This window comes from uncultured Holdemanella sp. (genome assembly GCF_934754935.1).
Classification (GTDB): domain Bacteria; phylum Bacillota_I; class Bacilli_A; order Erysipelotrichales; family Erysipelotrichaceae; genus Holdemanella.
Genome location: NZ_CAKVJB010000013.1, coordinates 40,443 through 61,906 on the forward strand (window position 1 = coordinate 40,443; position 21,464 = coordinate 61,906).

23 protein-coding genes are annotated in these 21,464 nt (G+C 34.3%); 6 read left to right on the forward strand and 17 right to left on the reverse strand.

Going from position 1 to position 21,464, the window contains the following annotated elements:
* Positions 1-182: 182 nt before the first annotated feature.
* Genes Q0E86_RS04905 through Q0E86_RS04915 form a run of 3 tightly spaced genes read left to right on the forward strand, consistent with a single transcriptional unit; the run spans position 183 to position 2,136 of the window.
* On the forward strand, positions 183-869 hold the full coding sequence (locus Q0E86_RS04905; protein ID WP_295754934.1) for a DUF975 family protein: 687 nt from the start codon (positions 183-185) through the stop codon (positions 867-869).
* A gap of 12 nt (positions 870-881) precedes the next feature.
* On the forward strand, positions 882-1,382 hold the full coding sequence (locus tag Q0E86_RS04910) for a flavin reductase (RefSeq protein WP_295754936.1): 501 nt from the start codon (positions 882-884) through the stop codon (positions 1,380-1,382).
* The gene (locus Q0E86_RS04915; protein ID WP_295754939.1) at positions 1,363-2,136 is read left to right on the forward strand and encodes a polyphenol oxidase family protein; all 774 of its coding nucleotides are present in this window, start codon (positions 1,363-1,365) and stop codon (positions 2,134-2,136) included. The genes Q0E86_RS04910 and Q0E86_RS04915 overlap by 20 nt, the downstream gene beginning before the upstream one ends.
* 10 nt (positions 2,137-2,146) lie before the next feature.
* On the opposite strand, the gene Q0E86_RS04920 is transcribed toward Q0E86_RS04915, so the two are convergent.
* Both Q0E86_RS04920 and Q0E86_RS04925 read right to left on the reverse strand, forming a co-directional pair.
* Positions 2,147-2,428 carry a hypothetical protein gene (locus Q0E86_RS04920; protein ID WP_295754942.1) on the reverse strand — a complete coding sequence of 94 codons (282 nt, stop codon included), beginning with the start codon at positions 2,426-2,428 and terminating at the stop codon, positions 2,147-2,149.
* A gap of 113 nt (positions 2,429-2,541) precedes the next feature.
* A complete protein-coding gene (locus Q0E86_RS04925) occupies positions 2,542-2,799 on the reverse strand; it encodes a hypothetical protein (protein ID WP_295754944.1) in 258 nt (85 codons plus the stop codon).
* A gap of 155 nt (positions 2,800-2,954) precedes the next feature.
* On the opposite strand from Q0E86_RS04925, the gene Q0E86_RS04930 reads away from it, so the two are divergent.
* Complete coding sequence (locus Q0E86_RS04930; RefSeq protein WP_295754947.1) at positions 2,955-3,722, forward strand: DeoR/GlpR family DNA-binding transcription regulator; 768 nt, start codon at positions 2,955-2,957, stop codon at positions 3,720-3,722.
* A 3-nt stretch (positions 3,723-3,725) separates the two neighbouring features.
* The gene (locus Q0E86_RS04935; RefSeq protein WP_295754948.1) at positions 3,726-4,484 is read left to right on the forward strand and encodes a DeoR/GlpR family DNA-binding transcription regulator; all 759 of its coding nucleotides are present in this window, start codon (positions 3,726-3,728) and stop codon (positions 4,482-4,484) included.
* Between the two features lie 11 nt (positions 4,485-4,495).
* On the opposite strand, the gene Q0E86_RS04940 is transcribed toward Q0E86_RS04935, so the two are convergent.
* Entirely contained in the window at positions 4,496-5,656 is a 1,161-nt protein-coding gene (locus Q0E86_RS04940; protein ID WP_295754950.1) for a cation diffusion facilitator family transporter, read from the reverse strand.
* A gap of 136 nt (positions 5,657-5,792) precedes the next feature.
* Here Q0E86_RS04940 and Q0E86_RS04945 point away from each other — a divergent pair, with 136 nt between their 5' ends.
* On the forward strand, positions 5,793-6,644 hold the full coding sequence (locus Q0E86_RS04945) for an HAD-IIB family hydrolase (RefSeq protein WP_295754952.1): 852 nt from the start codon (positions 5,793-5,795) through the stop codon (positions 6,642-6,644).
* Positions 6,645-6,663: 19 nt separating this feature from the next.
* On the opposite strand, the gene Q0E86_RS04950 is transcribed toward Q0E86_RS04945, so the two are convergent.
* The 14 genes from Q0E86_RS04950 to hslO all read right to left on the reverse strand — a co-directional run bounded on the left by Q0E86_RS04950 (position 6,664) and on the right by hslO (position 21,318).
* On the reverse strand, positions 6,664-7,980 hold the full coding sequence (locus Q0E86_RS04950; protein WP_295754953.1) for an ATP-binding protein: 1,317 nt from the start codon (positions 7,978-7,980) through the stop codon (positions 6,664-6,666).
* A gap of 344 nt (positions 7,981-8,324) precedes the next feature.
* Positions 8,325-8,711, reverse strand: a complete 387-nt coding sequence (locus Q0E86_RS04955; RefSeq protein ID WP_288536836.1) for a DUF956 family protein — start codon at positions 8,709-8,711, stop codon at positions 8,325-8,327.
* Between the two features lie 18 nt (positions 8,712-8,729).
* Complete coding sequence (locus Q0E86_RS04960; RefSeq protein ID WP_288536838.1) at positions 8,730-9,647, reverse strand: PTS system mannose/fructose/sorbose family transporter subunit IID; 918 nt, start codon at positions 9,645-9,647, stop codon at positions 8,730-8,732.
* 23 nt (positions 9,648-9,670) lie between these two features.
* Positions 9,671-10,489, reverse strand: coding sequence for a PTS mannose/fructose/sorbose transporter subunit IIC (locus Q0E86_RS04965; RefSeq protein WP_295754960.1), 819 nt, complete (start codon positions 10,487-10,489; stop codon positions 9,671-9,673).
* A gap of 18 nt (positions 10,490-10,507) precedes the next feature.
* Entirely contained in the window at positions 10,508-11,488 is a 981-nt protein-coding gene (locus Q0E86_RS04970) for a PTS sugar transporter subunit IIB (RefSeq protein WP_295754963.1), read from the reverse strand.
* 201 nt (positions 11,489-11,689) lie between these two features.
* Entirely contained in the window at positions 11,690-12,523 is an 834-nt protein-coding gene (locus Q0E86_RS04975) for a PRD domain-containing protein (RefSeq protein ID WP_295754965.1), read from the reverse strand.
* 4 nt (positions 12,524-12,527) lie between these two features.
* The gene (locus Q0E86_RS04980; RefSeq protein WP_295754967.1) at positions 12,528-14,618 is read right to left on the reverse strand and encodes a PTS transporter subunit IIABC; all 2,091 of its coding nucleotides are present in this window, start codon (positions 14,616-14,618) and stop codon (positions 12,528-12,530) included.
* A gap of 80 nt (positions 14,619-14,698) precedes the next feature.
* Positions 14,699-15,283, reverse strand: coding sequence for a class I SAM-dependent methyltransferase (locus tag Q0E86_RS04985; RefSeq protein WP_295754968.1), 585 nt, complete (start codon positions 15,281-15,283; stop codon positions 14,699-14,701).
* Position 15,284: 1 nt separating this feature from the next.
* Entirely contained in the window at positions 15,285-16,199 is a 915-nt protein-coding gene (locus Q0E86_RS04990; protein WP_295754970.1) for a transketolase family protein, read from the reverse strand.
* The gene (locus Q0E86_RS04995; RefSeq protein WP_118319058.1) at positions 16,199-17,047 is read right to left on the reverse strand and encodes a transketolase; all 849 of its coding nucleotides are present in this window, start codon (positions 17,045-17,047) and stop codon (positions 16,199-16,201) included. Before Q0E86_RS04995 ends, Q0E86_RS04990 begins: the two co-directional genes overlap by 1 nt.
* 48 nt (positions 17,048-17,095) lie before the next feature.
* Positions 17,096-17,467 (reverse strand): hypothetical protein, encoded by a 372-nt coding sequence (locus Q0E86_RS05000; RefSeq protein ID WP_295754973.1) that lies wholly within the window; start codon positions 17,465-17,467, stop codon positions 17,096-17,098.
* Positions 17,468-17,545: 78 nt separating this feature from the next.
* Positions 17,546-19,372, reverse strand: a complete 1,827-nt coding sequence (gene glgB, locus Q0E86_RS05005) for a 1,4-alpha-glucan branching protein GlgB (protein ID WP_295754976.1) — start codon at positions 19,370-19,372, stop codon at positions 17,546-17,548.
* 103 nt (positions 19,373-19,475) lie between these two features.
* Positions 19,476-20,441 (reverse strand): tRNA dihydrouridine synthase DusB, encoded by a 966-nt coding sequence (gene dusB / locus Q0E86_RS05010; protein ID WP_295754978.1) that lies wholly within the window; start codon positions 20,439-20,441, stop codon positions 19,476-19,478.
* The gene (gene hslO / locus Q0E86_RS05015; protein ID WP_288536855.1) at positions 20,434-21,318 is read right to left on the reverse strand and encodes an Hsp33 family molecular chaperone HslO; all 885 of its coding nucleotides are present in this window, start codon (positions 21,316-21,318) and stop codon (positions 20,434-20,436) included. The genes dusB and hslO overlap by 8 nt, the downstream gene beginning before the upstream one ends.
* Between the last annotated feature and the right edge of the window lie 146 nt (positions 21,319-21,464).

Consider the following 21,464-nt stretch of genomic DNA (forward strand, 5'->3'; position numbering starts at 1 on the left):
TAGAAATAAACCAATATTCATATCTCTCTCCTAAAAATAATAATAAACAAAAAGAAGCCATTCTAGACGCCAACACTAGAATGGTTTTCTTGTTCTGTATGAACCGTACAATCATCTATCTTTTCTACATTATTCATTTTCTTATGTGATAAAATTTAAATATAAGAAAGAAGGTGCCTTTTATGTGGAACAGACAACAAGTTAAAGAACAAGCCAAACAAATCATGAAAAGAAACTATTGGAAGATGTTTGTGGTAACACTTCTTGCAGGAATATTGACTGGTGAAAAAACAACCATTATTGAAAGAGTACAAGATTTTGCGTCAAACAACCTTTCTTATGATGCCCAACCTATATTTTATTCACCCAATTTTCAATATATATTTTATTCCTTTATTTCTGTTGCCAGTATTCTTGGAATACTCTATACAATCTTTATTGGTAATGTTATTGTGGTTGGAAAGAACGGATACTTTATTAAGAATCATAATGACAATCCTGAACTTAGTGAAATCTTTAATGGTTTTAAAGGTAACTACTTAAATGTTGTGAAAATCATGTTCTTAATGGATTTAAAAACACTACTATGGCTATTCCTATTTATAGTACCTGGACTAATTAAGGCTTATGAATATTCTATGATTCCGTATTTATTGGCAGAGAATCCTGATCTTTCCGCTTCCCAAGCCTTCTCTCTATCCAAACAAATGACCACTGGACAAAAGATGGATCTATTTGTCTTAGATTTATCTTTTATAGGATGGGTTTTTCTAGGTTTAATATGTTGCGGAATTGGACTATTATTTGTACAACCATATCCAGAAGCCACAAAAGCAGAGGTTTATTTGATTTTAAAACAACAAGTATAGGAGGAATTATATATGTTTGAAAAAGTTGATATTCACAGTCTAAGCTTCAATCCTTTTGATAAGATTGGAAAAGACTGGCTACTCATCAGTGCCACAAAAGAAGGGAAAACCAACACTATGACTGCGTCATGGGGAACACTTGGTCACTTATGGAATAAGGATGTTGCGATTATCTTTATTCGTCCACAAAGATACACAAAAGAATTCGTTGATGAAAGTGATACATTCACCCTATCTTTCTTTGATGATAAACATAAAGAGCTATCTTACTTAGGCACAAAATCAGGTAAAGATGAAGATAAGATTTCAAATGTGAACTTTCACATTGAAATGGTAGATGGAAATCCTACATTTAAAGAGGCAAAAGAAGTCTTTATTTGTAAAAAAATCTATGTTGGAAAACTAGAAAAAGAACATTTCTTATTGCCTGAAATTTACGAAAAGAATTACCCACTTAATGATTTACACTATGTATATATTGGAGAAATTACAGATGTCTATTCAAACAAGTAAAATTATTCATATCAATAACGAACACATATTTGGTGCTACTACACTAAAAGATATTACACTTCCTGAAAAGAATAATACCGCACTACATGTATGTATTGATTCAGAAGCTGTTATGATCAACCGCAAAAGATTAGCTGAAGAATTAAATATGCCCCTAGATAATTGGGCACTTCCTTGGCAAAAGCACACAAACAATATGGCCCAAGTTACTTCTAGTGATAAAGGTAAAGGTGCCTACGATAAAAATACAAGCATTATGAATGTAGATGCCGTATATACTACAGAACCAAACATACTAATTGGCGTATTTACAGCAGATTGTTTAGGCATTCTAGTAGTTGACGAAACAACACCATGTATTTGTGCCATCCATTCCGGATGGAAAGGAACCACTTTAGAAATCACTAAAAAATGCTTGAGCGAATTAATTGAAAAAGATTTGATTCATCCTGAATCTTGTCATGTGTATTTTTCTCCAAGCATCCAATATGATTCTTTAGAAGTAGGTATGGAAGTTGTTGATCAGATGAAACAAATCAGCATTGACACCACTCCATTCATTCGTTATATGCCAAATGAAAAAGCCTATATTGATAATCAAGGTATTAACATTGAAATGTGTAAAAAATTAGGTATCCAAGATAAAAACATTCATCCAAGTAAATATGATACAAAAAAAGAGCTCGACACTTGTTTCAGCTATCGTAACGATAAACAAACAGGCGAACACTTTACATTCGGATATATTAAATAAGCCCAAGCAACTAGCTTGGGTTCTTTTGTCTTTCGCGAAGACGATTATCTAAATTGACCTTGCGATAGATTTCGGCATGCAGTTCATAGAAATCCATAGATTTCAACATGTCCTTTTTTTCTTTCGAACAATCCGGTCTGTCTAGGTAGTATAGAAAATGTGAATCTTGACACATATAGACTACCACGGCAAGTCCACAATCGAGGACATACGTTCTGGCATAAACATTTTTTTGATTATGAACTAGTTCTCTAGCAAAATCTTCTGGTTCAAGATGGACGACTGTACACATTTTTTATACCTCCTTTGACACTTGCATTATGTATGAACGATTGATTCTTCTCAATAATTTAAGTTAATTATTTCGTTTTCCAAGTTTTATTTTATGATTCAAAAGATTTTACATCATTTTAAGTTGGCTACAAAAATTTTAATCTTTAACGCTATCTCTTGCCTTAATTCCAATACATTCATATTTCTTAATTCTTCTTTTTTAGAAACATCAACATCTAAACGATCCAAATAATAAAAATCATCACCTTCATAATACCCATACACAATACCGGCAATGCCATTATCCAAAACAATTGGTGTGGGAATCAATTGTTTCATCTTTTTCATCATTGCCTTCGCAAAATCTACTGGATTTAATCGAACTACCATATCTATCACACGCTTTCTTTAGACAACCTCATTATGAACAAAAACAAGATTCAATTCATCAAATACCCTTAAATAATTTGTATTCCAATTTATTTATTCGTTTTCAAAATATTTCATCTATAATTAAATTGGATTCAAAAGAAAAAGGTGAAAACATGTCAAAGAAAAAAGAAGAAAGACAACTTCAAATACGTCAAATCCTAGAAGAAAAAGAGAAATTAAAAGTCAAAGAACTAGCTAAATTGCTTTCTGTTACTCCAGAAACACTACGTAAAGATTTAGATGAACTACAAGAAAGAAAGATATTAGTTCGAGAACATGGCTACGCCAAGATTCAAAGTTCTTCTGTTGAAACTTTTGTCGAATTAAAAGCACAAGAAAACAGAGAAATGAAGAAAGTTGTTGCCTTAGAAGCATTTACACGAATTGAAAATGGTATGACTGTGTATTTGGATTCAGGAAGCACAATTCTAACTGCCATAAGCGCTCTAAAGAATAAGAATGATATCACCATTGTCACCAATTCTATTCTTGTAGCTTATGAATGTGCCAACATGAATTTAAACATTATTATGGCTGGCGGTTTATTATTTAATATTGGAAAAAGAACATATGGACATTTTGCGACAGAAATCATTGACCATTTGAACATTGATTTAGCCATCATGGGAACGGATGCATTCACTGAAAAAAGTCATGGATTCACAACTATTTCTGCCGATGAATTAGGTTTTAAAAGACATGTCATGAATCAATCTGCACAAAAAGTCATGGTCTGTGATGCCAGCAAGGTCAATAATAAAATTAACATTGCACCTTATTCCTTCTGTAAGTTCAATGAATTTGATGAACTCATCACAAACCATTTAACACCCGATCAATATGATGTTGTAAAAACGATCAAGAAAGTAACACAGGTATAGTTTATGTCCAAAAAGAAAGATGAAAGACAATTCAAAATTCGTCAACTTATACAAGATCAACATAAAATCAAAATATCGGATTTAGCTACTTATTTTAACACTTCTAGCGAAACTATTCGTAAAGACATTATTGAATTAGAAGATTCAAAAATCATCAAAAAAGAGCATGGATATGTACTGCTTTTAGAAGAGCCTGATGAAATGCCTATTTCATTAAGAAATCAAGAATATATTGAAGAAAAGAAACAAATCATGAAACAAGCATGTACCTTTATCAAAGAAGGAATGGTTATCTATTTAGATGCCGGAAGTACATGTCAGGCAGGCATCCCTTTTCTTCAATCCATTCATAATATTACGATTGTGACAAACTCCATCTTTGTAGCTTATAAATGCGCAAAACTTAATATGCATGTCATTTTAATTGGTGGAAACATTTCCAACAATGCCTATCGCTCTTATGGAAATTTTGCCAGCGAAACGATTGATTATATTCATATTGATGTTGCGATTTTAGGGACCAAAGGATTTAAAGACAACGATGGATTTACTACTTATGAAAATGAATATGAATTAAAGCGCCATATTCTTCAACAAAGTGAACAAATCATTGTAGTAGCTGATAAAAATAAATTTAATGCACAACCTGAATACACGTACTGTAAATTCAAAGAAGTGGATATATTTATTTCAAATAAATTAACTAAAGAAGAGAAAACACAAATTCAAATCATTCCAGAAATTATAGAGGCAGAAGTTTAAACACTTCTGCCTTATGCGTATGGATGATCAATTGTGAGAACCAAATAAATCTTTTTATCCGATTCAATATGCTTTAGAAGCATCTCTTCAATTTCTTCCTGCGTATATTTTTCTTCAAATGGAATCACTAAATCAAACACTAAATTCACATGTGTTGGCCCGGAAACAATTCTAAAATCATGAAAACCCCATTTTGGATCAATTTGATGAATAGCTTTGACTACTTTTGCACGATACAACTCAGTTTCCGGATCATTTACCTTTACTGGATCCATATGTAAAACTAAATCAATATTCATATTTTCTTTGACTTCACGCTCAATATTGTCAATATGATCATGCGTTTCAAAAATATCTTTTGAAGAATCCACTTCTACGTGAGCACTCGCGAAAATTTTATTTGGTCCATAATTATGTAGCATCATATCATGCACACCTAAAATAGCAGGATGTGCCATGATCCTGTCTACAATATTGTGTACAAGTTCAGGATCCGGTGCTTCTCCAATTAAAGAATTGATCATATCTCTTAATAATCCATAAGCTCCATAAATAATAATTCCTGAAACAACGATACCCATATATCCATCTAAATTGAAATGTAAAACTGGAGACAACAATGTAGATACAAGTACAGCTGCCGTTCCACACACATCACTAATTGAATCCAATGCCGTTGCTTCTAACAAACTAGAATCATATGTTTTAGAAAGTTTCTTATTGTATGTATACATCCAAAATTTAACTATGATAGAAATCAAAAGAATAATGACAGATGCTATTCTAAAATCAATACTTCCCGGATGAATCACTTTAGAAATACTTTCTTTTGCCGTTTCAAAACCAAGAACTAAAATCAATATGCCTACAAACAAAGAAGCAATCGTTTCCGTTCTTTCATGTCCAAATGGATGATCTTTATCCGCTGGCTTATTTGCGAAATGAAAAGATAAAATTGAAATAATATTCGATCCTGCATCCGTTAAGTTATTTACTCCATCTGCTTGAATGGATACCGAATGTACAATGGTACCAATCACAAATTTGATCACAAATAAAAATAAGTTGCTAAATATACCCACAATCCCCGATAATTTACCAACACTCGTTCTTACATCGGCATCTTTTGTATCTTGATAATTCTTTATAAATCTACACACTAAAAAATTCATTATTTACCACCTTCATATTTCTAAAGTATAGCTTACCTAAAGATAAAACACAAAATGAAATAGGTAGTGTGATTTAACTTACGAGTTGAAACCAACAATGAAATCGTATACATTTAATGTATTGGAGGTACATTTTATGATCGAAAAAATTAAGGTCTTAGCTGCCGATGTCGATATGACTTTAAGTGCTAAAAGCAGTCCTTTACCTGAAATCACAATACAAGCTTTAAAAGAACTTCATAATAGAAACGTAAAAATCGGTCTTGCGACAGGACGCGAAATCACGGAAACCGAAAAAACAAAAGGAATGTTTTGGAAATTAGGCTTTGAGTTTGATTTCATCATTGGAATGAACGGAGGTATGATTTATGATCGTAACCTTGATAAGACATTTACAATGGACATGATGAGTATTGAAGAAATGAAAGAAGTCTTAACTTTCTTGATGCCAATTATTGAAGAGAAGAAGGTATCAATAAATGTAGAAGGAAATCAACTACGCAATGTTATGAATATCAGTGATGATTTATTGGATATGTCAAAGCGAAGAAATATTCCACTTATTGATAAAACAGGTGATATTGATGGTTTCTGCGAAAAACCTGTTTATAAGTTCTTATTTAGAACAGACCCAGAAACAACACAGATTATTCGTGATCAAGTAGAAGAACACTATAAAGGTAAGTATCAAACGATTGAAACATTTCCAGGAACGATTGAACTGATGTACAGTGGTTTCTCTAAAGGAAGAGGTTTAGAAATGTATTGCGAATGGAACCAGATCAACCTAGAAAATACAATTGCGTTTGGTGATAATGAAAACGATAATTCTTTACTACTCACAAGTGGTTGGGGCGTCTGTCTAAAGGATGGCAATCCAAACACAAAAGCATTGGCCGATGACATTACCGATTATGATTGTCTTGAAGGTGGTGTCGGTCACTATATATTCGATCATATATTAAACAACAAGGATGTGGAATTCTAAAGTTCCACACCTTTTTTCATTAAAAGTACATTACAAAATAGATTGGCAAATATATGATTTTACCCTTCTGACTTATTGCTCTCTCATTCGATACAACATACCCTTTTTGAATATGATAATCCTCATTGTTCACAAAATTATTTAATGCACTATGTACCGTATAATCTTTTCCTGATTTCACCTCAATTGGAACAACAGAAAGTGAATCATAATCATCAATTAAGAAATCCACTTCTCCTTTATTACGATTGTCATAATAATACAATTTCTTTCCATGTGCCTTTAATTCACTGGCAACGATTGTTTCATACACAGATCCTAAATTAATACTTTTTTGATCATCTAAAATCGCATTAATATTATTTCCATATAATATACCCGTTAAAATCCCAACATCATTCAAATATAGTTTTATTAAATTTTTACTTGCAGATTCAATCAAAGGAAATTTTGGATTTGAGATAGCTTGTACATTCAAAGCGATTCCTGCACTTACTAAATATTCAAATTCTTCTTGATAGTCATTAAAAGTTTTACCTCTTTTCCCCTCTATATTCTTAACAACAACTCGCTTTTTCTTATTCTCCATATTTGATGGAATCAAGTCATATATCCGACTGATTTTTAGTTTATTTTCTAAACTATATTTAGAGGCATCTGATGCATAATATTCATGAATTTCAGCTTGAATATTTCGTACAGATACAATATTCTTTTCTGACAAATACGTATTTACGGCATCTGGCAAGCCACCCACCAACAAATACTTTTTAAACAAATCCATCATCTTATTATGTAAGGGCTCATCTAATTCTTCTAAATGATTAAATTTATTTCTTAATGTAGAAACAACAAATTCATTCATCCCATTCGCATACAAGAATTCTTCAAAATCCAAAGGATACATTTGAATCTTTTGAATACTCCCCATAGGAATCGACGTAGTTTGCGATAAAGTTACCCCCAACAAAGATCCACTCGCAATATATGTAAATCGATTATCCTGGGATAAGAATTTCAGTAGTGTCAACAAATGAGGATATGCCTGTATTTCGTCGATAAATATCAATGTGTTTTCTTTTTCTTGCATTTTAGCCCCTGCAAGCATACTAACCTGCAGATAAAAATCTTCTATTGTCTTTACCTTTTCAAACAAACGATTTCCTAAAGAGTCTTCAATCATATTGATTTCGATATAGTTTTCAAACAATTTATTTCCCACATACCTTATGATATATGTTTTACCAATTTGACGTGCTCCATCCACTAATAATATTTTATTTGAACCACTCTTTAAGTGTTGTTCAATAGTATATTCAATCTTTCGATAAAGCATATTTCACCTCCGAAATGACTTTTCAATATAATTCTATACACATTTTAATGACTTTTCAATATATTTTATAGCTCATTTTTATGACTTTTCAATATTTTTAACAGATAACCTAAGCCATCTTTAATTCTGATTTTGCCTTTTTAAGAATTTCATTGAAGTTTTCAGGTGAATCTGTTGGAACCTTACGAACATCGATCTTAATTCATTAGATATAGTCTTTATATATGCAACCTGTACAATTAAACCTAAGTCCAATTCTTTGATAGCTGTTATACATCTTGTACTTTTACAGAATAAGCAAAATAGAAAACCCAATCCACATAATGCGGATTGGGCTGATATTCTTAGTTATTTGAATGTAGTAATTTATTTGGAATATACATTAAACCTCGTTTAAATACATCCCAAAAGCTTAATGATCTTAGCATTCGATCTGCAGGTACATATTCTCTTATAGCACGAAGTGTTTTTTTATTGTCTTTTGTAGAGAAAGTAAAGTATGTTTTCTCATTTATGAAAATCACAAATCTAGAAATACTTTTATTAAATAAGACACTCGCTTCTACACGATCAATTTTATCCCAAGGAATTTGAATACAATCTTCAACATTTCTTTCATTGTAGAATTCAAATGCTTTATTTCCAACCATAACATTTCCATTGGAACTCAATCCCGCAAAAGATGTTGCCTTGATTGTTAAATCAACTTTTGAATTTAATGATTGTGCCATATGTACCTCCTTAAGCTATTACATAATTCCAATTACACGACCAATGATACCAACTACGAATAATGCGATGATAATTGTGATTGGAGAAACTTTTTTCTTCAATAATTTACAGCATAATAAAGTTAATAATAAAGCTGCAAGTCCTGGAATCAATGAATCTAAGTTTTGTTGTAAAGTTGTAACTTTGATTTGATTTAAACCAGTAGCTCCTAATGAAGAATATTGTTCTAATGCACTCTTAATTCCGTCTGCATTTCCTTGAATTTGTGACCAATCAATGTATGCACCTTCAGATTGAGCAACACTTGATACAACTGGAGTAAATGAAATACTTACCCAACGTTGAACTAATGCACCAATGATAAACATACCTAAGATACTTGCACCTTGAGTAATTTTACCAAGAAGTCCACCAGACATATCTTCAGCAATTTTAGTACCTACATTGTAACCAAATTCTTGTGTATACCACATGAATGCTAAACGGATTACGTTCCATAATACGAAGAATAAGATTGGTCCTAAGATATTTCCACTTAATGCCAAAGAAGCACCTAAAGCGCCTAAGATTGGACGCATTGTGAACCAGAATACTGGGTCACCAACACCAGCTAAAGGACCCATCATACCAACTTTAACACCTTGGATTGCAGTATCATCTACATTTTCACCATTTGCTTTTTCTTCTTCCAAAGCAAGTGTAACACCCATTACTGGACTTGATACATAAGGGTGAGTGTTATAGAACTCCATGTGACGTTTTAAAGCCGCAATTTGATCTTCCTTGTTAGGATATAATTTCTTGATTGCAGGAATGATTGAATAGCACCATCCACCATTTTGCATACGTTCATAGTTCCAAGAACCCTGAAGGAATTGATGACGCCACCAAACTTTTTTACGATCTTGTTTAGTTAATGTAATTTTTTCAGCCATTTTCATTTACCTCCTTCAAAATCCTAGTAGTCATTCAAGATGTCGTCTAATGGATCACCAGAACCAGTATTTGATCCTCCACCACTATTTTTAGCAGCATCTTTCAAACCTAAATAAACGATTGCGATAACAACACCAATTACACCTAAAGCAATTAATGTGAATTCATTTACACAAGCGAATACGAAACCTAAAGCGAAGAATGGCCAAGTTTCTTTTGTAGCCATCATGTTGATAACCATTGCATAACCAACGGCAGCAACCATTCCTCCACCAACTGTCATACCACCAGATAACCAAGCAGGCATTGCATTTAATACGCTTGTTACAACTGAACTAGGTACGAAACATAATGCAGCAGCAGGAATCGCAATACGAATACCTTGTAAGCAAATACCAACAATTTGCCAACGTTCGATTGCACCAAAATCACCTTTTTCAGCAGCAGCATCCATGAAGTGAACTACTGGAATTGCGATTGTACGGCAAAGCATAGTTAAGAATAAACCAGCAACTGATAATGGGATAGCTACGGCAATTGCTGTAGAAATAGCAGTTGTAGTATCTGTTGTTCCACCATTTAAACCTAAAACCATGATAATTGCAGAAGCAACTGAAGCTAGTGCAGCATCTGGTGCAACCGCTGCACCAATGTTTGCCCAACCTAAAGCCATCAACTGCAAAGAACCACCTAACATAACACCTTCTTTTAAGTGACCAGTAACCAAACCAATTAATGTACATGCTACTAATGGTTGGTGGAATTCATATTGGTCAAGAACCCCTTCCATACCGGCTAAGAAGGCAACAATTATAACTAAAATAACGCTAATCGCTGACATAATAATCTCCCTCTAAATTTACTTTAATTCTGATTTTGCTTTTTTTAGAATTTCATCGAAGTTTTCAGGTGAATCTGTTGGCACCTTACGAACATCGATTTTAATTCCCATAGCTAATAATTCATCAAATGTTTTTACATCATCACTTCCCATAGATACGGCCTTTGTACATACAACCTTTCCTTGAGAGTGTGCCATTGAACCTAAGTTCAATTCTTTGATATCAACTCCACCCTTGATAGCTCTTAATGCATCTTGTGGTGTTTCAAACAACAACATTGCTTTTGTAGCTCCAAAACGAGGATCTTTCGCGACTTGAATCATCTTGTCAATTGGAACAACATTCGCTTTTACTCCTGGAGGAGCTGCCTGTTCGATCATGCTCTTTCTTAATTTGTCATGAGCTACATTATCACTTACAACAATGATACGGTTTGGTCCAACAGTCTTTGTCCAAGCTGTTGCTACCTGACCATGAAGTAAACGTGTATCAATACGTGCTAAGCCATATTTGATATGTCCATCTCCAAGAACTGTTCCTTCTGGAATAGCACCTTGAGGGGCTGCACTTACTTCTTCTTTCTTTTCTTCTTTTGGTTCTAATTCTTTTGGATTGATCTGTACACCCTCTTGTGCAGTCTGCATTACATGTGCTGCAATTTCGTGTGCTTTCTCCATTGAGAATCTAGAAGCATACGTTTCAATCAACATAGGCAAATTCAATCCTGTGACAATTGCCCATTTGTCTTCGTGACCATCTAACAAGGCACTTGCCTGATTGAATGGAGTTCCTCCCCATAGGTCAACTAAGAACAATACTTCTTCTTGGTTTTCAAAAGAAGCGATTGCATCTTCCATCTTCTTTCGAATGTCTTCAGGTCCTTCACTAGGCATCAAAGTACAAGGCTTTACATTGGCTTGTTCACCAAAAATCATAGCTCCTGATTGGAAGATACCATTCGCAAATTCACCATGACTTGCAAGAATAATTCCTACCATATATTTTCATCCTTTCTTAGAAATTCAATACGCAAAAAAAGACAGACATATACATTTAAACTGAAGATATACAATAAACCAATAAAGATTATATCTTCAATCAAAATAGTAAATGCCTGCCTAACCAGTTACACGCTATTGAATATTCACTTTTTACATCAACAAATGTACCACCATCTGAAAGCGTTGTCAACAAGAAAATCAAGAAGCTATCGTACTCGATAAGATTCTCTCCAAGTGCAAAGCCAAATAACCCAACTCCGAATCCGGCAATTCTTTATGTAAAACATGACTCAATTGTTCACATAAAACACGAGCCTGTTCATAAGCGAACGGAAACTTTTCTTTTGTAAACTCTGTAATATCCATCTGTAATTTCTCATCATTATTCAATCTCAATAATAAAAATTTAATATGATTCATCAAACGAATATAGGACAATGAATTCGCATCAATACGAATATTTAAATCTGCCTGTAATTTCTTGAAAAACTCACGAATCACACGCATTACTTCCATTGACTGCCCTACTTTATTCACCGATATAGCCGAGTGAATATGCAAAGTGATAAACGCAATTTCATCTGCATTAATTTCTTCATGTGTATATTTTTCAATAACATCCTTTGCCTTTAATGCCACTGAATACTCATCAGGAAACATAAGCTGAATATCCATATTAAATGGATTCGATGGAAAATCCTTCTCTTTAATTCTTTTTACCGCAAAATAAATATGATCTGCCAAAGATAATAAAATATCATGTTCTACTTTACCAAATTTTTCTTTCGTTAAACTAATGATTTCAGACGCAATCTCAATATACATTGGGTCAATGTAATCAAAAATATTGTTTGACTTCTGTTTTGCCTGATACGCCTTTTGCATCTTATACTGCTTTGCACTACGAGGAACATCCACTTGTTCCCCTTGTTTTTTACCAAATCCAATTCCTTTAGACATCACAATTATTTCTTCATTTTCTTTTAAAACCAAGATTGTATTATGATTCAAAATCTTCACAATTTCACACATATCCTCAGCCCTTTACTCTTAACATCATATCATGACATTGCATTTTTCCATATTTCTTTTCTAATTCAGCACCATCTTTTATTTTTGTGAATACAACTATAATATTCTCATCCAACGCATTGTCTTTGATATACTTTAAATCTGCATTCCACAAAACATCTCCAGCATTTACTTTCTGGTTTGGTTTTACCAACAATTCAAAACCATTGCCATTTAATTTCGCCGAATCCGTACCAAAATGAATTAAAATCTGTGTATTATCATCGATTGTTATACCTATCGCATGTTTTGTAGGATAAATCATTGAAATAACACCATCACAAGGCGAAACAACCACACCATCATACGGACGAATCATAATGCCATCCCCCATCAATTTATGCGCAAACATAGAATCCGATGCCTGCTCTATAGGCATTACCTCACCATTTACAGGGCATTCAAGTTCCAACTTTGTTTTAGTTTCTAAAACAACTTCTTTATCCTCAAAATCATAACTTTCCGGCACATTCAACATATACTCATCCAGTTTTGTCTTTATATTCGAAGCCTGAGGACCATAAATAATTTGAATCGCATTTGGCTGACACATAATAGCTGCAGCCCCTGATTTTTTTAACACTCCTTCATTTATTAAAGTATCATCTTTGATTGTCGCTCTTAATCTTGTGATACAACAATCCAAATCGGTAAAGTTACTTCGACCACCTAAGCCTTGAACTATCATCTGACTTCTTGGATCAATCAATGATTTATCAAAACTAAAATCATATTTTTTCTTATCAAAGACTTTAATACTTTCATCTCGTCCAGGCGTTTTTAAATCACATTTCACAATCAAGAATTTAAATACACCATAATAAATAAAGAAATATACAAAACCAAGTAAAACCACAACAATCCAATTTGTCTTCGCATTTCCCTGCAAAATCCCAAACAGAGTAAAATCAAGCAATCCCGCTGAAAAAGTAAATCCAATCGCAACCTGTAAAGCTTGTGCAACCACAAAACATGTAGCAGCTAAAAACACATGAACAACATATAATAATGGTGCCACAAACAAGAAAGAAAATTCAATCGGCTCTGTAATTCCTGTTAATGCACTCGTTAAAGCCGCCGAAAGTAATAAACTCGCCGTCTTTTTCTTAGCTTCTGGATTTGCGCACTGATACATGGCTAAGGCTGCTCCGGGCATTCCAAAAATCATGAAAATAAATTCCCCAGAGAAAAACTTAGTTGCGTTTACACTAAAATGAGTCACACTTGGATCCGATAATTGCGCAAAGAAAATATTCTGCGCTCCAGATACCATTGAACCGTTCACCATTTGTACACCACCTAGAGCACTTTGATAGAATGGCATGTACCAAACGTGATGCAAGCCAAAAGGAACTAAACTACGCTTAATAACTCCATAAATAAAAGTTCCAAAATATCCTGAATTCGATATCAATTGCCCTAAATTATAAACACCCTGTTGTAATGGTGGCCAAACAAAATACATAAGCACACCTACAAATACATATGTAACAGCACAAACAATCGGAACAAAGCGTTCTCCTTCATAAAAAGAAATCACACTTGGTAATTGGATCTGATAAAAACGATTATGTAAATAACTCACACCAAGTCCAACTATAATTCCGCCAAACACACCCATTTCTAAAGACAACATACCACATACCCAAGTAATAGAGCCATCTAAAACCTGGCCTGAAACCACACCATTTACTATACTTCCATCCAAACAAAGTAACGCATTAATTGTGGCATGCATCACAAAAAAGGCAATAATAGCCGCAAGTGCAGCTACTTCTTTTCTTCTTTTCGACATTCCTAAGGCAATAGAAACCGCAAAAATTAATGGTAGATTATCAAATAAAATATTGCCAACTTTTTTCAATAAAATTAAAACGCTATATAAAAAGGTTCCTTGCCCTAGTACAGTTCCCAAGTGCAACGCAGTTACCGTTGTTTCATTGGTCAAAGAACTTCCTACACCTAAAAAAATGCCTGCAACAGGAAGTACGGCAATAGGTAACATAAAGGATTTACCCATCCTTTGCAAAAAGCTAAACACATGATGTTCTTTCATTTATTAACACCTCTACTGTATTTATGATGATAAATGACATTTGTCAAAAAGTCCATAAGAAAAAAGGTAATGAAGAATCATTATCTTGAAATCTTCATTACCCAATAGCCCTTATCACGAGCCATTTTTTCTACTTCATAGCCTTTTTTTTGTAAATAATTGATTGCACTTTGTGCACCATGCTGCTTGCGCATGACGATCCAGAAATGACCATCTTCCTTTAAATGTTCTAAACATTGATCAAACAACGAATAAACCATTGCCTTTCCTGTACGAATCGGTGGATTCAAAAGAATACAAGCAAATTGACCTTCATTTACACCGGATTGACATAATATCTTCGCCTCACGACGATATTTTTTCATATTTGATTCAGCGAGCTGACAAGCTCTTTGATTCACATCAATCATTGTCATTGCGGTATGTTTCCAATATTCCATTAAAATCAATGCGATCGGGCCAATCCCACAACCTAGATCTAATGTGCTTTCAGGTTCAACTTCATTGTCGAGTACTGTTTCTAAAAGAATACGCGTACCTTCATCCAATTTATCTTTACTGAAAACTCCAGCATTCGAATTTAACTTATATGTAAAATCACGAAAGTGTATCGTAATTTCTTCAGGTGCATCTTTTACAACATCATTTGTGAAATAGTGTGCCATACTACTTTGTAGCAGCTTCTACAATTGCATCTGCATCAATCTTGTATTTTGCGAATAAAGCAGCTGGTTTTCCACTTTCTCCAAATACATCTTGAACACCGACACGAACAAGTTTACATGCTGTTCCAGCTTCAGCCAATACTTCTGCCACAGCACTTCCTAAACCACCGATAATTGAGTGTTCCTCGCAAGTTACGATTGTATCATGCGTTTTTGCAAGTTCAACAATCAATTCTTTATCAATTGGTTTAATTGTATGAATATTTACTACAGTTGGAGCTGTTTCCATTTTCTTTGCAGCCTCTAATGCTTCTTGAACCATTAGTCCAGTCGCTACTAAAGCAACTTTTTCACCTTTTTGAAGGACAACACCTTTTCCAAGTTCAAATTTATAGTCATCGCCATTTACACTTTCAACGCCACTACGACCTAAACGAACGTAGCAAGGACCGTCAATTTCAGCCACAGCTTTACATGCTTGTTTGGCTTCATTATAGTCACATGGAACAATAACTTTCATGCCTGGAATACCACGCATTAAGCTAACGTCTTCAATACATTGGTGACTTGCACCATCTTCTCCTACACTAATACCTGCATGAGAAGCACAGACTTTAACATTTAAATGTGGATATCCAATACTGTTACGAATTTGTTCAAATCCACGTCCAGTCGCAAACATAGCGAAAGTAGATGCATATGCGATTTTTCCACTAGCTGCAAGACCAGCCGCAACACTCATCATATTTCCTTCGGCAATTCCCATGTCAAAGTGACGAGAAGGATCTACTTTTTTAGCTTCTCCACTCTTTGTACTACCAGCTAAGTCTGCATCTAATACAACGACATTTTCGTTTTCAACCATTAATTCTTTTAAAGCATCACCATAAGCGACACGTGTAGCTACTTTTGCCATTATTCTGCCTCCAATTCTTTCATTGCAGCATGGTATTGTTCTTCATTTGGTGCTACTCCATGCCATCCTTGTTGATCTTCCATAAATGAAACACCTTTACCCTTAATTGTCTTCGCAACAATTACAGTTGGCATTCCTTTTGTTTCACGAGCTTCTTTTAGTGCAGCACGCAATTGATCAAAATCATGACCATCTACATTGATTACGTGACAGTTGAAAGCCTCGAATTTTTTATCCAAAGGATAAACACTCATAACTTCATCTACATGACCATCAATTTGAAGGTTGTTGTTGTCAACAATAATACATAAGTTATCTAACTTATAGTGAGCTGCTGACATTGTAGCTTCCCATACTTGTCCTTCTTGGCATTCACCATCTCCAAGTACAGTATAGATACGATGATCGTTTTTATCTAATTTATTTGCCAACGCCATACCTACAGCACAAGAAATACCTTGTCCTAAAGAACCTGTAGACATATCTACGCCTTCTACATAATTCATATTAGGGTGTCCTTGTAAACGTGAATTGATAGCTCTAAAAGTTGTCAATTCTTCTTCTGGAAGGAATCCTTTTTCAGCAAGTACTGCATATAAAGCTGGACTTGCATGTCCCTTACTCAATACAAAACGATCACGATTTAATGTATTTAAGTTTTCCTCATTAATATCCATTTCTTCAAAGTATAACTCTGTCAAAATGTCAGTTGCACCTAAACTTCCGCCCGGGTGTCCACTTTGGGCACTATACACTTCTTTCACAATATTTCTACGAATATTTTTTGCGTGCAATGCAAGTTCCTTGTTTTCCATAATATTTAAGTTATCTCCTTTTTGCGCATACATTATAACAAACTTTTCATCACAATACACCCCTTTCAAAAATCAATTATTTCACAAATGCATATCTTGCCAAACATAAGCTGCATCATTGATCATTTCCATGTCTTTACTTGAAATTCCAAGCAATTCTAGCACTTCAAAAACATCCATTCCCTTTTCATACAACTTTTTAAAACAATCCATTCGAGCTCGTCTTTGTTCCTGCAAAATAGTTTCTTCTAACATTTGCTGAACCACTTGCGACTTAGCATAATATCGCATTCCATTCACTTTTAAAGCTAACTTTTCATCCACATCCTCAAAGAGTGCTTTTAAAGTTTTTAAATCACATCCCCGATTCAATAAAAGTAAATAAAAATCTCGAATCTGCAAGTTATACACTCTTTTGCGAAATAATTCAAATTCTACATCTAATTTTTCCATTTTTATGTTCTCCTTTTTTCTACACTCTCTTATACGTAAAAAAAAGGAGAAATTCACAAAAAAAGTGAGAAATTAATCTCACTTTTCAACTTCATAAATCATAGCACCAAAACTAGGTACGTTAACTTCAATCATATATGGCTGATTATGTCTTGATAAACGCATAGCCTGCACTTCTTGAGGCGTATGGTCTTTTAAATTTCCATTATATTTATCCCACTCTGTATTTAAAATTTCCTTATATTTTCCTTTACAAGGAACACCAAACTGTTGGTGATCATATGGATTTGTAGAGAAATTCATAATGATGACATAATCTTTCTTTGAACCACGACGAATGAATGAGAATGTATTTTGTCCTACATTATCCGCATCGATCCAGCAAAAACGACTTGGATCATAATCTTGATCAAAGAATGCATCATTTTCTGTATAAATTTTACCTAAGTCTTCACACAAACGTTTAAACGCATCATGCATTGGATAATCTAACAAGAACCAGTCACAACTCTTTTGTTCATCCCACTCACGCAACTGGCCAATTTCATTACCCATGAAATTCAATTTTTTACCAGGGTGCGCAAACATATATACATATAAAGCTCTTGCCTGGGCAAACTTATCTTCATAACTTCCCCACATCTTATCTACAATGGTTGCCTTACCATGCACAACTTCATCATGACTAAATGGCAAGATAAATCTTTCAGAATAGAAATAAGCCATTGAGAAAGTAATATCATGGTGATGCCACTTACGATAGATTGGATCTCTTTTTAAATAAGACAATGTATCGTTCATCCATCCAAGATCCCACTTATAGTCAAATCCTAAGCCACCTACATAACTAGGTTTTGTGACATTCGGGAAATCACTAGAGTCTTCTGCAATCAACATGATTTTTCCTTGATATTCTTCATTCAACAAGTAATTCATACGCTTCATAAAATCACATGCGCCTTCATTGACTCCATTATTTTTATTTCCATGCCAGAAAATCGCATTGCTGATGGCATCCATTCTTAATCCATCCACATGATATACGTCTACCCAGAAATTGGCTGCAGACATTAAGAATGAACGTACTTCTTCTTTCCATAAGTCAAAGTTAGCTGTTCCCCATTCACTGTTGGCATCTTCTGGCTTCGAATATTCATATAAAGGAGTGCCATCAAACATTCCTAACGCATAATTATCCTTCACAAAGTGCACAGGCACAAAATCCATGATAACACCAATGCCAGCTTCATGAAGAGCATTCACAAAGTGCATCAATTCATGATTTGTTCCATAACGAGATGTACTTGAAAAATAACCAGTACATTGATATCCCCAAGAACCATCAAATGGATATTCACATAGTGGCATAACTTCTACATGTGTAAAGTGATGTTTCTTACAATGTTCAATTAAATCTTTTTCAATTTCATGATATTGTACAAATTCTTCGTTCTCATCATCTTTTTTCCATGAACCAACATGCATTTCATAAATATTCACAGGCGAATCAAATCCTTTATTTCTTTGATTCAACCATTCCTTGTCAGTCCATCCATCATAACTTAAATCCGATATGATACTTGCCGTATTCGGTCTTAATTCACTATAAAAAGCATATGGATCCATTTTATCTACCAATTCACCATTTGCCTGCCATACACGATATTTATAAGAACCCTGATTCTTTGCACCTTGCACAAAACATTCCCAAATACCGCGTTTATCTTTTTTCATTTTGTTGGCTTGATCATCCCAGTCATTAAATGTACCAATAACTGAAATATTCTTTGCGTTTGGAGCATATACGCGAAAGCGAACGCCATCCCCTTCTAAATGTGCACCAAAAATATTATATGCATGTATATCACGCCCTTCAAAAAAGGCTTTTGTCTTTCTTTGATCCATAACGATATAACCTCCGTACATATATTTTATACCGGAACGCAAGAAACTTAAAGCAGATTTTTTAGATTTTGAAAACGCTTACCAATATGCAAAAAAGATGCAACTATCGTTGCACCTCCATGAATTGACGTAATATATTCTCTAAATCTTCCAACGTATTCATTTGTGACATCTCATTCTTAAAGATTCTTGAACTTGGAAGTCCCTTTAAATACCAGCTAGCCAAGCCACGCATTTCACGAATAGCTACCTTTTCACCCTTCGTGTCCGCTAAACCCTTGGCGTGATCCATACAAATCTCAACGCGATCTTCCATTGAAAATTCATGATTCTGACCTGTAATCGAATCCACGCATTCTTGAATCAAAAATGGATTTCCAACAATTCCACGACCTAACATAACCGCATCACAGCCTGTTTCATTCATCATACGATGAAAATCTTCTACACTGCGGACATCCCCATTTCCAATAACAGGAATCGACACAGCATCCTTCACTTGTTTAATATAAGACCAGTCTGCTTTTCCTTCATACATCTGATTACGTGTACGTCCATGTACAGCTACAGCACTAACGCCCACACTCTCCATAGCCTTTGCCATTTCAACACAATTGATATGATATGTATCAAAGCCTAAACGCATCTTAACTGTTACTGGCTTACTTACATTTTGAACAATATTAGATACAAGCTCTTTGGCATAATCAATATCTTTCATCAAGAAACTTCCAGCCTGTGCTTTAATCACCTTATTTACAGGACATCCCATATTGAAGTCAATAATGTCACAATTGGTTTGTGTATCTAAATATTTAGCAGCATATACAACTGTATCAATGTCATGACCAAATAATTGAAAAGATACTGGATGTTCATTTTCATCAATAGCACACATCTGCTTTGTTTTTAAAGAATCATAGTACAAAGCTTTGTCACTGACCATTTCGTTACATACTAAACCTGCACCAAAACGTTTCGCAATTCTTCGAAATGCGATATTACTAATACCTGCCAATGGCGCAATAACTACAGGGTTTTCAATTTCAACATTTCCAATCTTAATCATGCATCTTACTCGCAATCGCTCTTAATTCTTCTTCTGTAAAATGATAAGATTCATTACAGAAATTACATGTGATATCACAACCATGTTCTTGATCAGCCATCTCTAACACATCTGATTTTTTAATTGTTCCCAAAGCTCTAGCCATACGAACTTTTGAACAAGGGCAATCATAAGCCACTGGTTGTGTCGTTAAAATCTTAGCATCTTCAAACATATCATTTGCCAAAGCCTCTAAACTTGAATCATCATATTCCTGAATCAATGTACTCATTGGTTTTAATCCTTCAAGTACATGCTCACAAATTGAAATATCAGTTTCCGTTGCATCAGGAAGCATTTGTAGAATCATAGCTCCTGCACTGGCAACACGACCATCTGTACCAATTAAGACTCCACAAGATACCGCTGTTGGTGTTTGTTCAGATAAAGTAAAGTAGTAGGCAAAATCATCACCAATTTCACCACTTTGAAGTTCTACTGAACCAGAAAAGTTTTCTTCCATGCTCAAATCTTTAGTAACTGTTAAAGTTCCATCTGTACCTACGACAGCCCCAACATTTAATTTACCTGGACGAATCAAAACATCTTCTACATGTGGATTTGAAACAAAGCCACGAACATTTCCATTCGCATATGCATCCACCACAATCGAACCAATTGGGCCATGTCCATTAATTGTGATTGACAACATTTCCTCTTCAGATTTCAACATAGCCCCCATCATACTCGCAACTGACAATGTTCTTCCTAAAGCTGCACAAGCACATGGATGTAAGTCAAAACGATCTTGCGCCTCCTGCACTAAGTCAGTCGTACGCACAATATATAAACGAACATGCTCATTTAAAACAAGAGCTTTTAATAGTTGATCTTTCATAATATCCTCCGCATTTAAAATTCACTAGCACCATTCTACTGAATTCTCTTATCCATTTCAAGCCAAACTAAAAGGGGCTGTAACGGATAAAGAAGTTTCAGCCTAATAAAAAAGGACCGAATATTCGAGATTAAAAATCCGAATAT

Excerpts from the sequence above, each read along its gene's own strand:
- Q0E86_RS04905 (WP_295754934.1), top strand. The coding sequence starts at position 183 with ATGTGGAACAGACAACAAGTTAAAGAACAAGCCAAACAAATCATGAAA.
- Q0E86_RS04910 (WP_295754936.1), top strand. The coding sequence starts at position 882 with ATGTTTGAAAAAGTTGATATTCACAGTCTAAGCTTCAATCCTTTTGAT.
- Q0E86_RS04915 (WP_295754939.1), top strand. The coding sequence starts at position 1,363 with ATGTCTATTCAAACAAGTAAAATTATTCATATCAATAACGAACACATA.
- Q0E86_RS04920 (WP_295754942.1), bottom strand. The coding sequence starts at position 2,428 with ATGTGTACAGTCGTCCATCTTGAACCAGAAGATTTTGCTAGAGAACTA.
- Q0E86_RS04925 (WP_295754944.1), bottom strand. The coding sequence starts at position 2,799 with ATGGTAGTTCGATTAAATCCAGTAGATTTTGCGAAGGCAATGATGAAA.
- Q0E86_RS04930 (WP_295754947.1), top strand. The coding sequence starts at position 2,955 with ATGTCAAAGAAAAAAGAAGAAAGACAACTTCAAATACGTCAAATCCTA.
- Q0E86_RS04935 (WP_295754948.1), top strand. The coding sequence starts at position 3,726 with ATGTCCAAAAAGAAAGATGAAAGACAATTCAAAATTCGTCAACTTATA.
- Q0E86_RS04940 (WP_295754950.1), bottom strand. The coding sequence starts at position 5,656 with ATGAATTTTTTAGTGTGTAGATTTATAAAGAATTATCAAGATACAAAA.
- Q0E86_RS04945 (WP_295754952.1), top strand. The coding sequence starts at position 5,793 with ATGATCGAAAAAATTAAGGTCTTAGCTGCCGATGTCGATATGACTTTA.
- Q0E86_RS04950 (WP_295754953.1), bottom strand. The coding sequence starts at position 7,980 with ATGCTTTATCGAAAGATTGAATATACTATTGAACAACACTTAAAGAGT.
- Q0E86_RS04955 (WP_288536836.1), bottom strand. The coding sequence starts at position 8,711 with ATGGCACAATCATTAAATTCAAAAGTTGATTTAACAATCAAGGCAACA.
- Q0E86_RS04960 (WP_288536838.1), bottom strand. The coding sequence starts at position 9,647 with ATGGCTGAAAAAATTACATTAACTAAACAAGATCGTAAAAAAGTTTGG.
- Q0E86_RS04965 (WP_295754960.1), bottom strand. The coding sequence starts at position 10,489 with ATGTCAGCGATTAGCGTTATTTTAGTTATAATTGTTGCCTTCTTAGCC.
- Q0E86_RS04970 (WP_295754963.1), bottom strand. The coding sequence starts at position 11,488 with ATGGTAGGAATTATTCTTGCAAGTCATGGTGAATTTGCGAATGGTATC.
- Q0E86_RS04975 (WP_295754965.1), bottom strand. The coding sequence starts at position 12,523 with ATGTGTGAAATTGTGAAGATTTTGAATCATAATACAATCTTGGTTTTA.
- Q0E86_RS04980 (WP_295754967.1), bottom strand. The coding sequence starts at position 14,618 with ATGAAAGAACATCATGTGTTTAGCTTTTTGCAAAGGATGGGTAAATCC.
- Q0E86_RS04985 (WP_295754968.1), bottom strand. The coding sequence starts at position 15,283 with ATGGCACACTATTTCACAAATGATGTTGTAAAAGATGCACCTGAAGAA.
- Q0E86_RS04990 (WP_295754970.1), bottom strand. The coding sequence starts at position 16,199 with ATGGCAAAAGTAGCTACACGTGTCGCTTATGGTGATGCTTTAAAAGAA.
- Q0E86_RS04995 (WP_118319058.1), bottom strand. The coding sequence starts at position 17,047 with ATGTATGCGCAAAAAGGAGATAACTTAAATATTATGGAAAACAAGGAA.
- Q0E86_RS05000 (WP_295754973.1), bottom strand. The coding sequence starts at position 17,467 with ATGGAAAAATTAGATGTAGAATTTGAATTATTTCGCAAAAGAGTGTAT.
- glgB (WP_295754976.1), bottom strand. The coding sequence starts at position 19,372 with ATGGATCAAAGAAAGACAAAAGCCTTTTTTGAAGGGCGTGATATACAT.
- dusB (WP_295754978.1), bottom strand. The coding sequence starts at position 20,441 with ATGATTAAGATTGGAAATGTTGAAATTGAAAACCCTGTAGTTATTGCG.
- hslO (WP_288536855.1), bottom strand. The coding sequence starts at position 21,318 with ATGAAAGATCAACTATTAAAAGCTCTTGTTTTAAATGAGCATGTTCGT.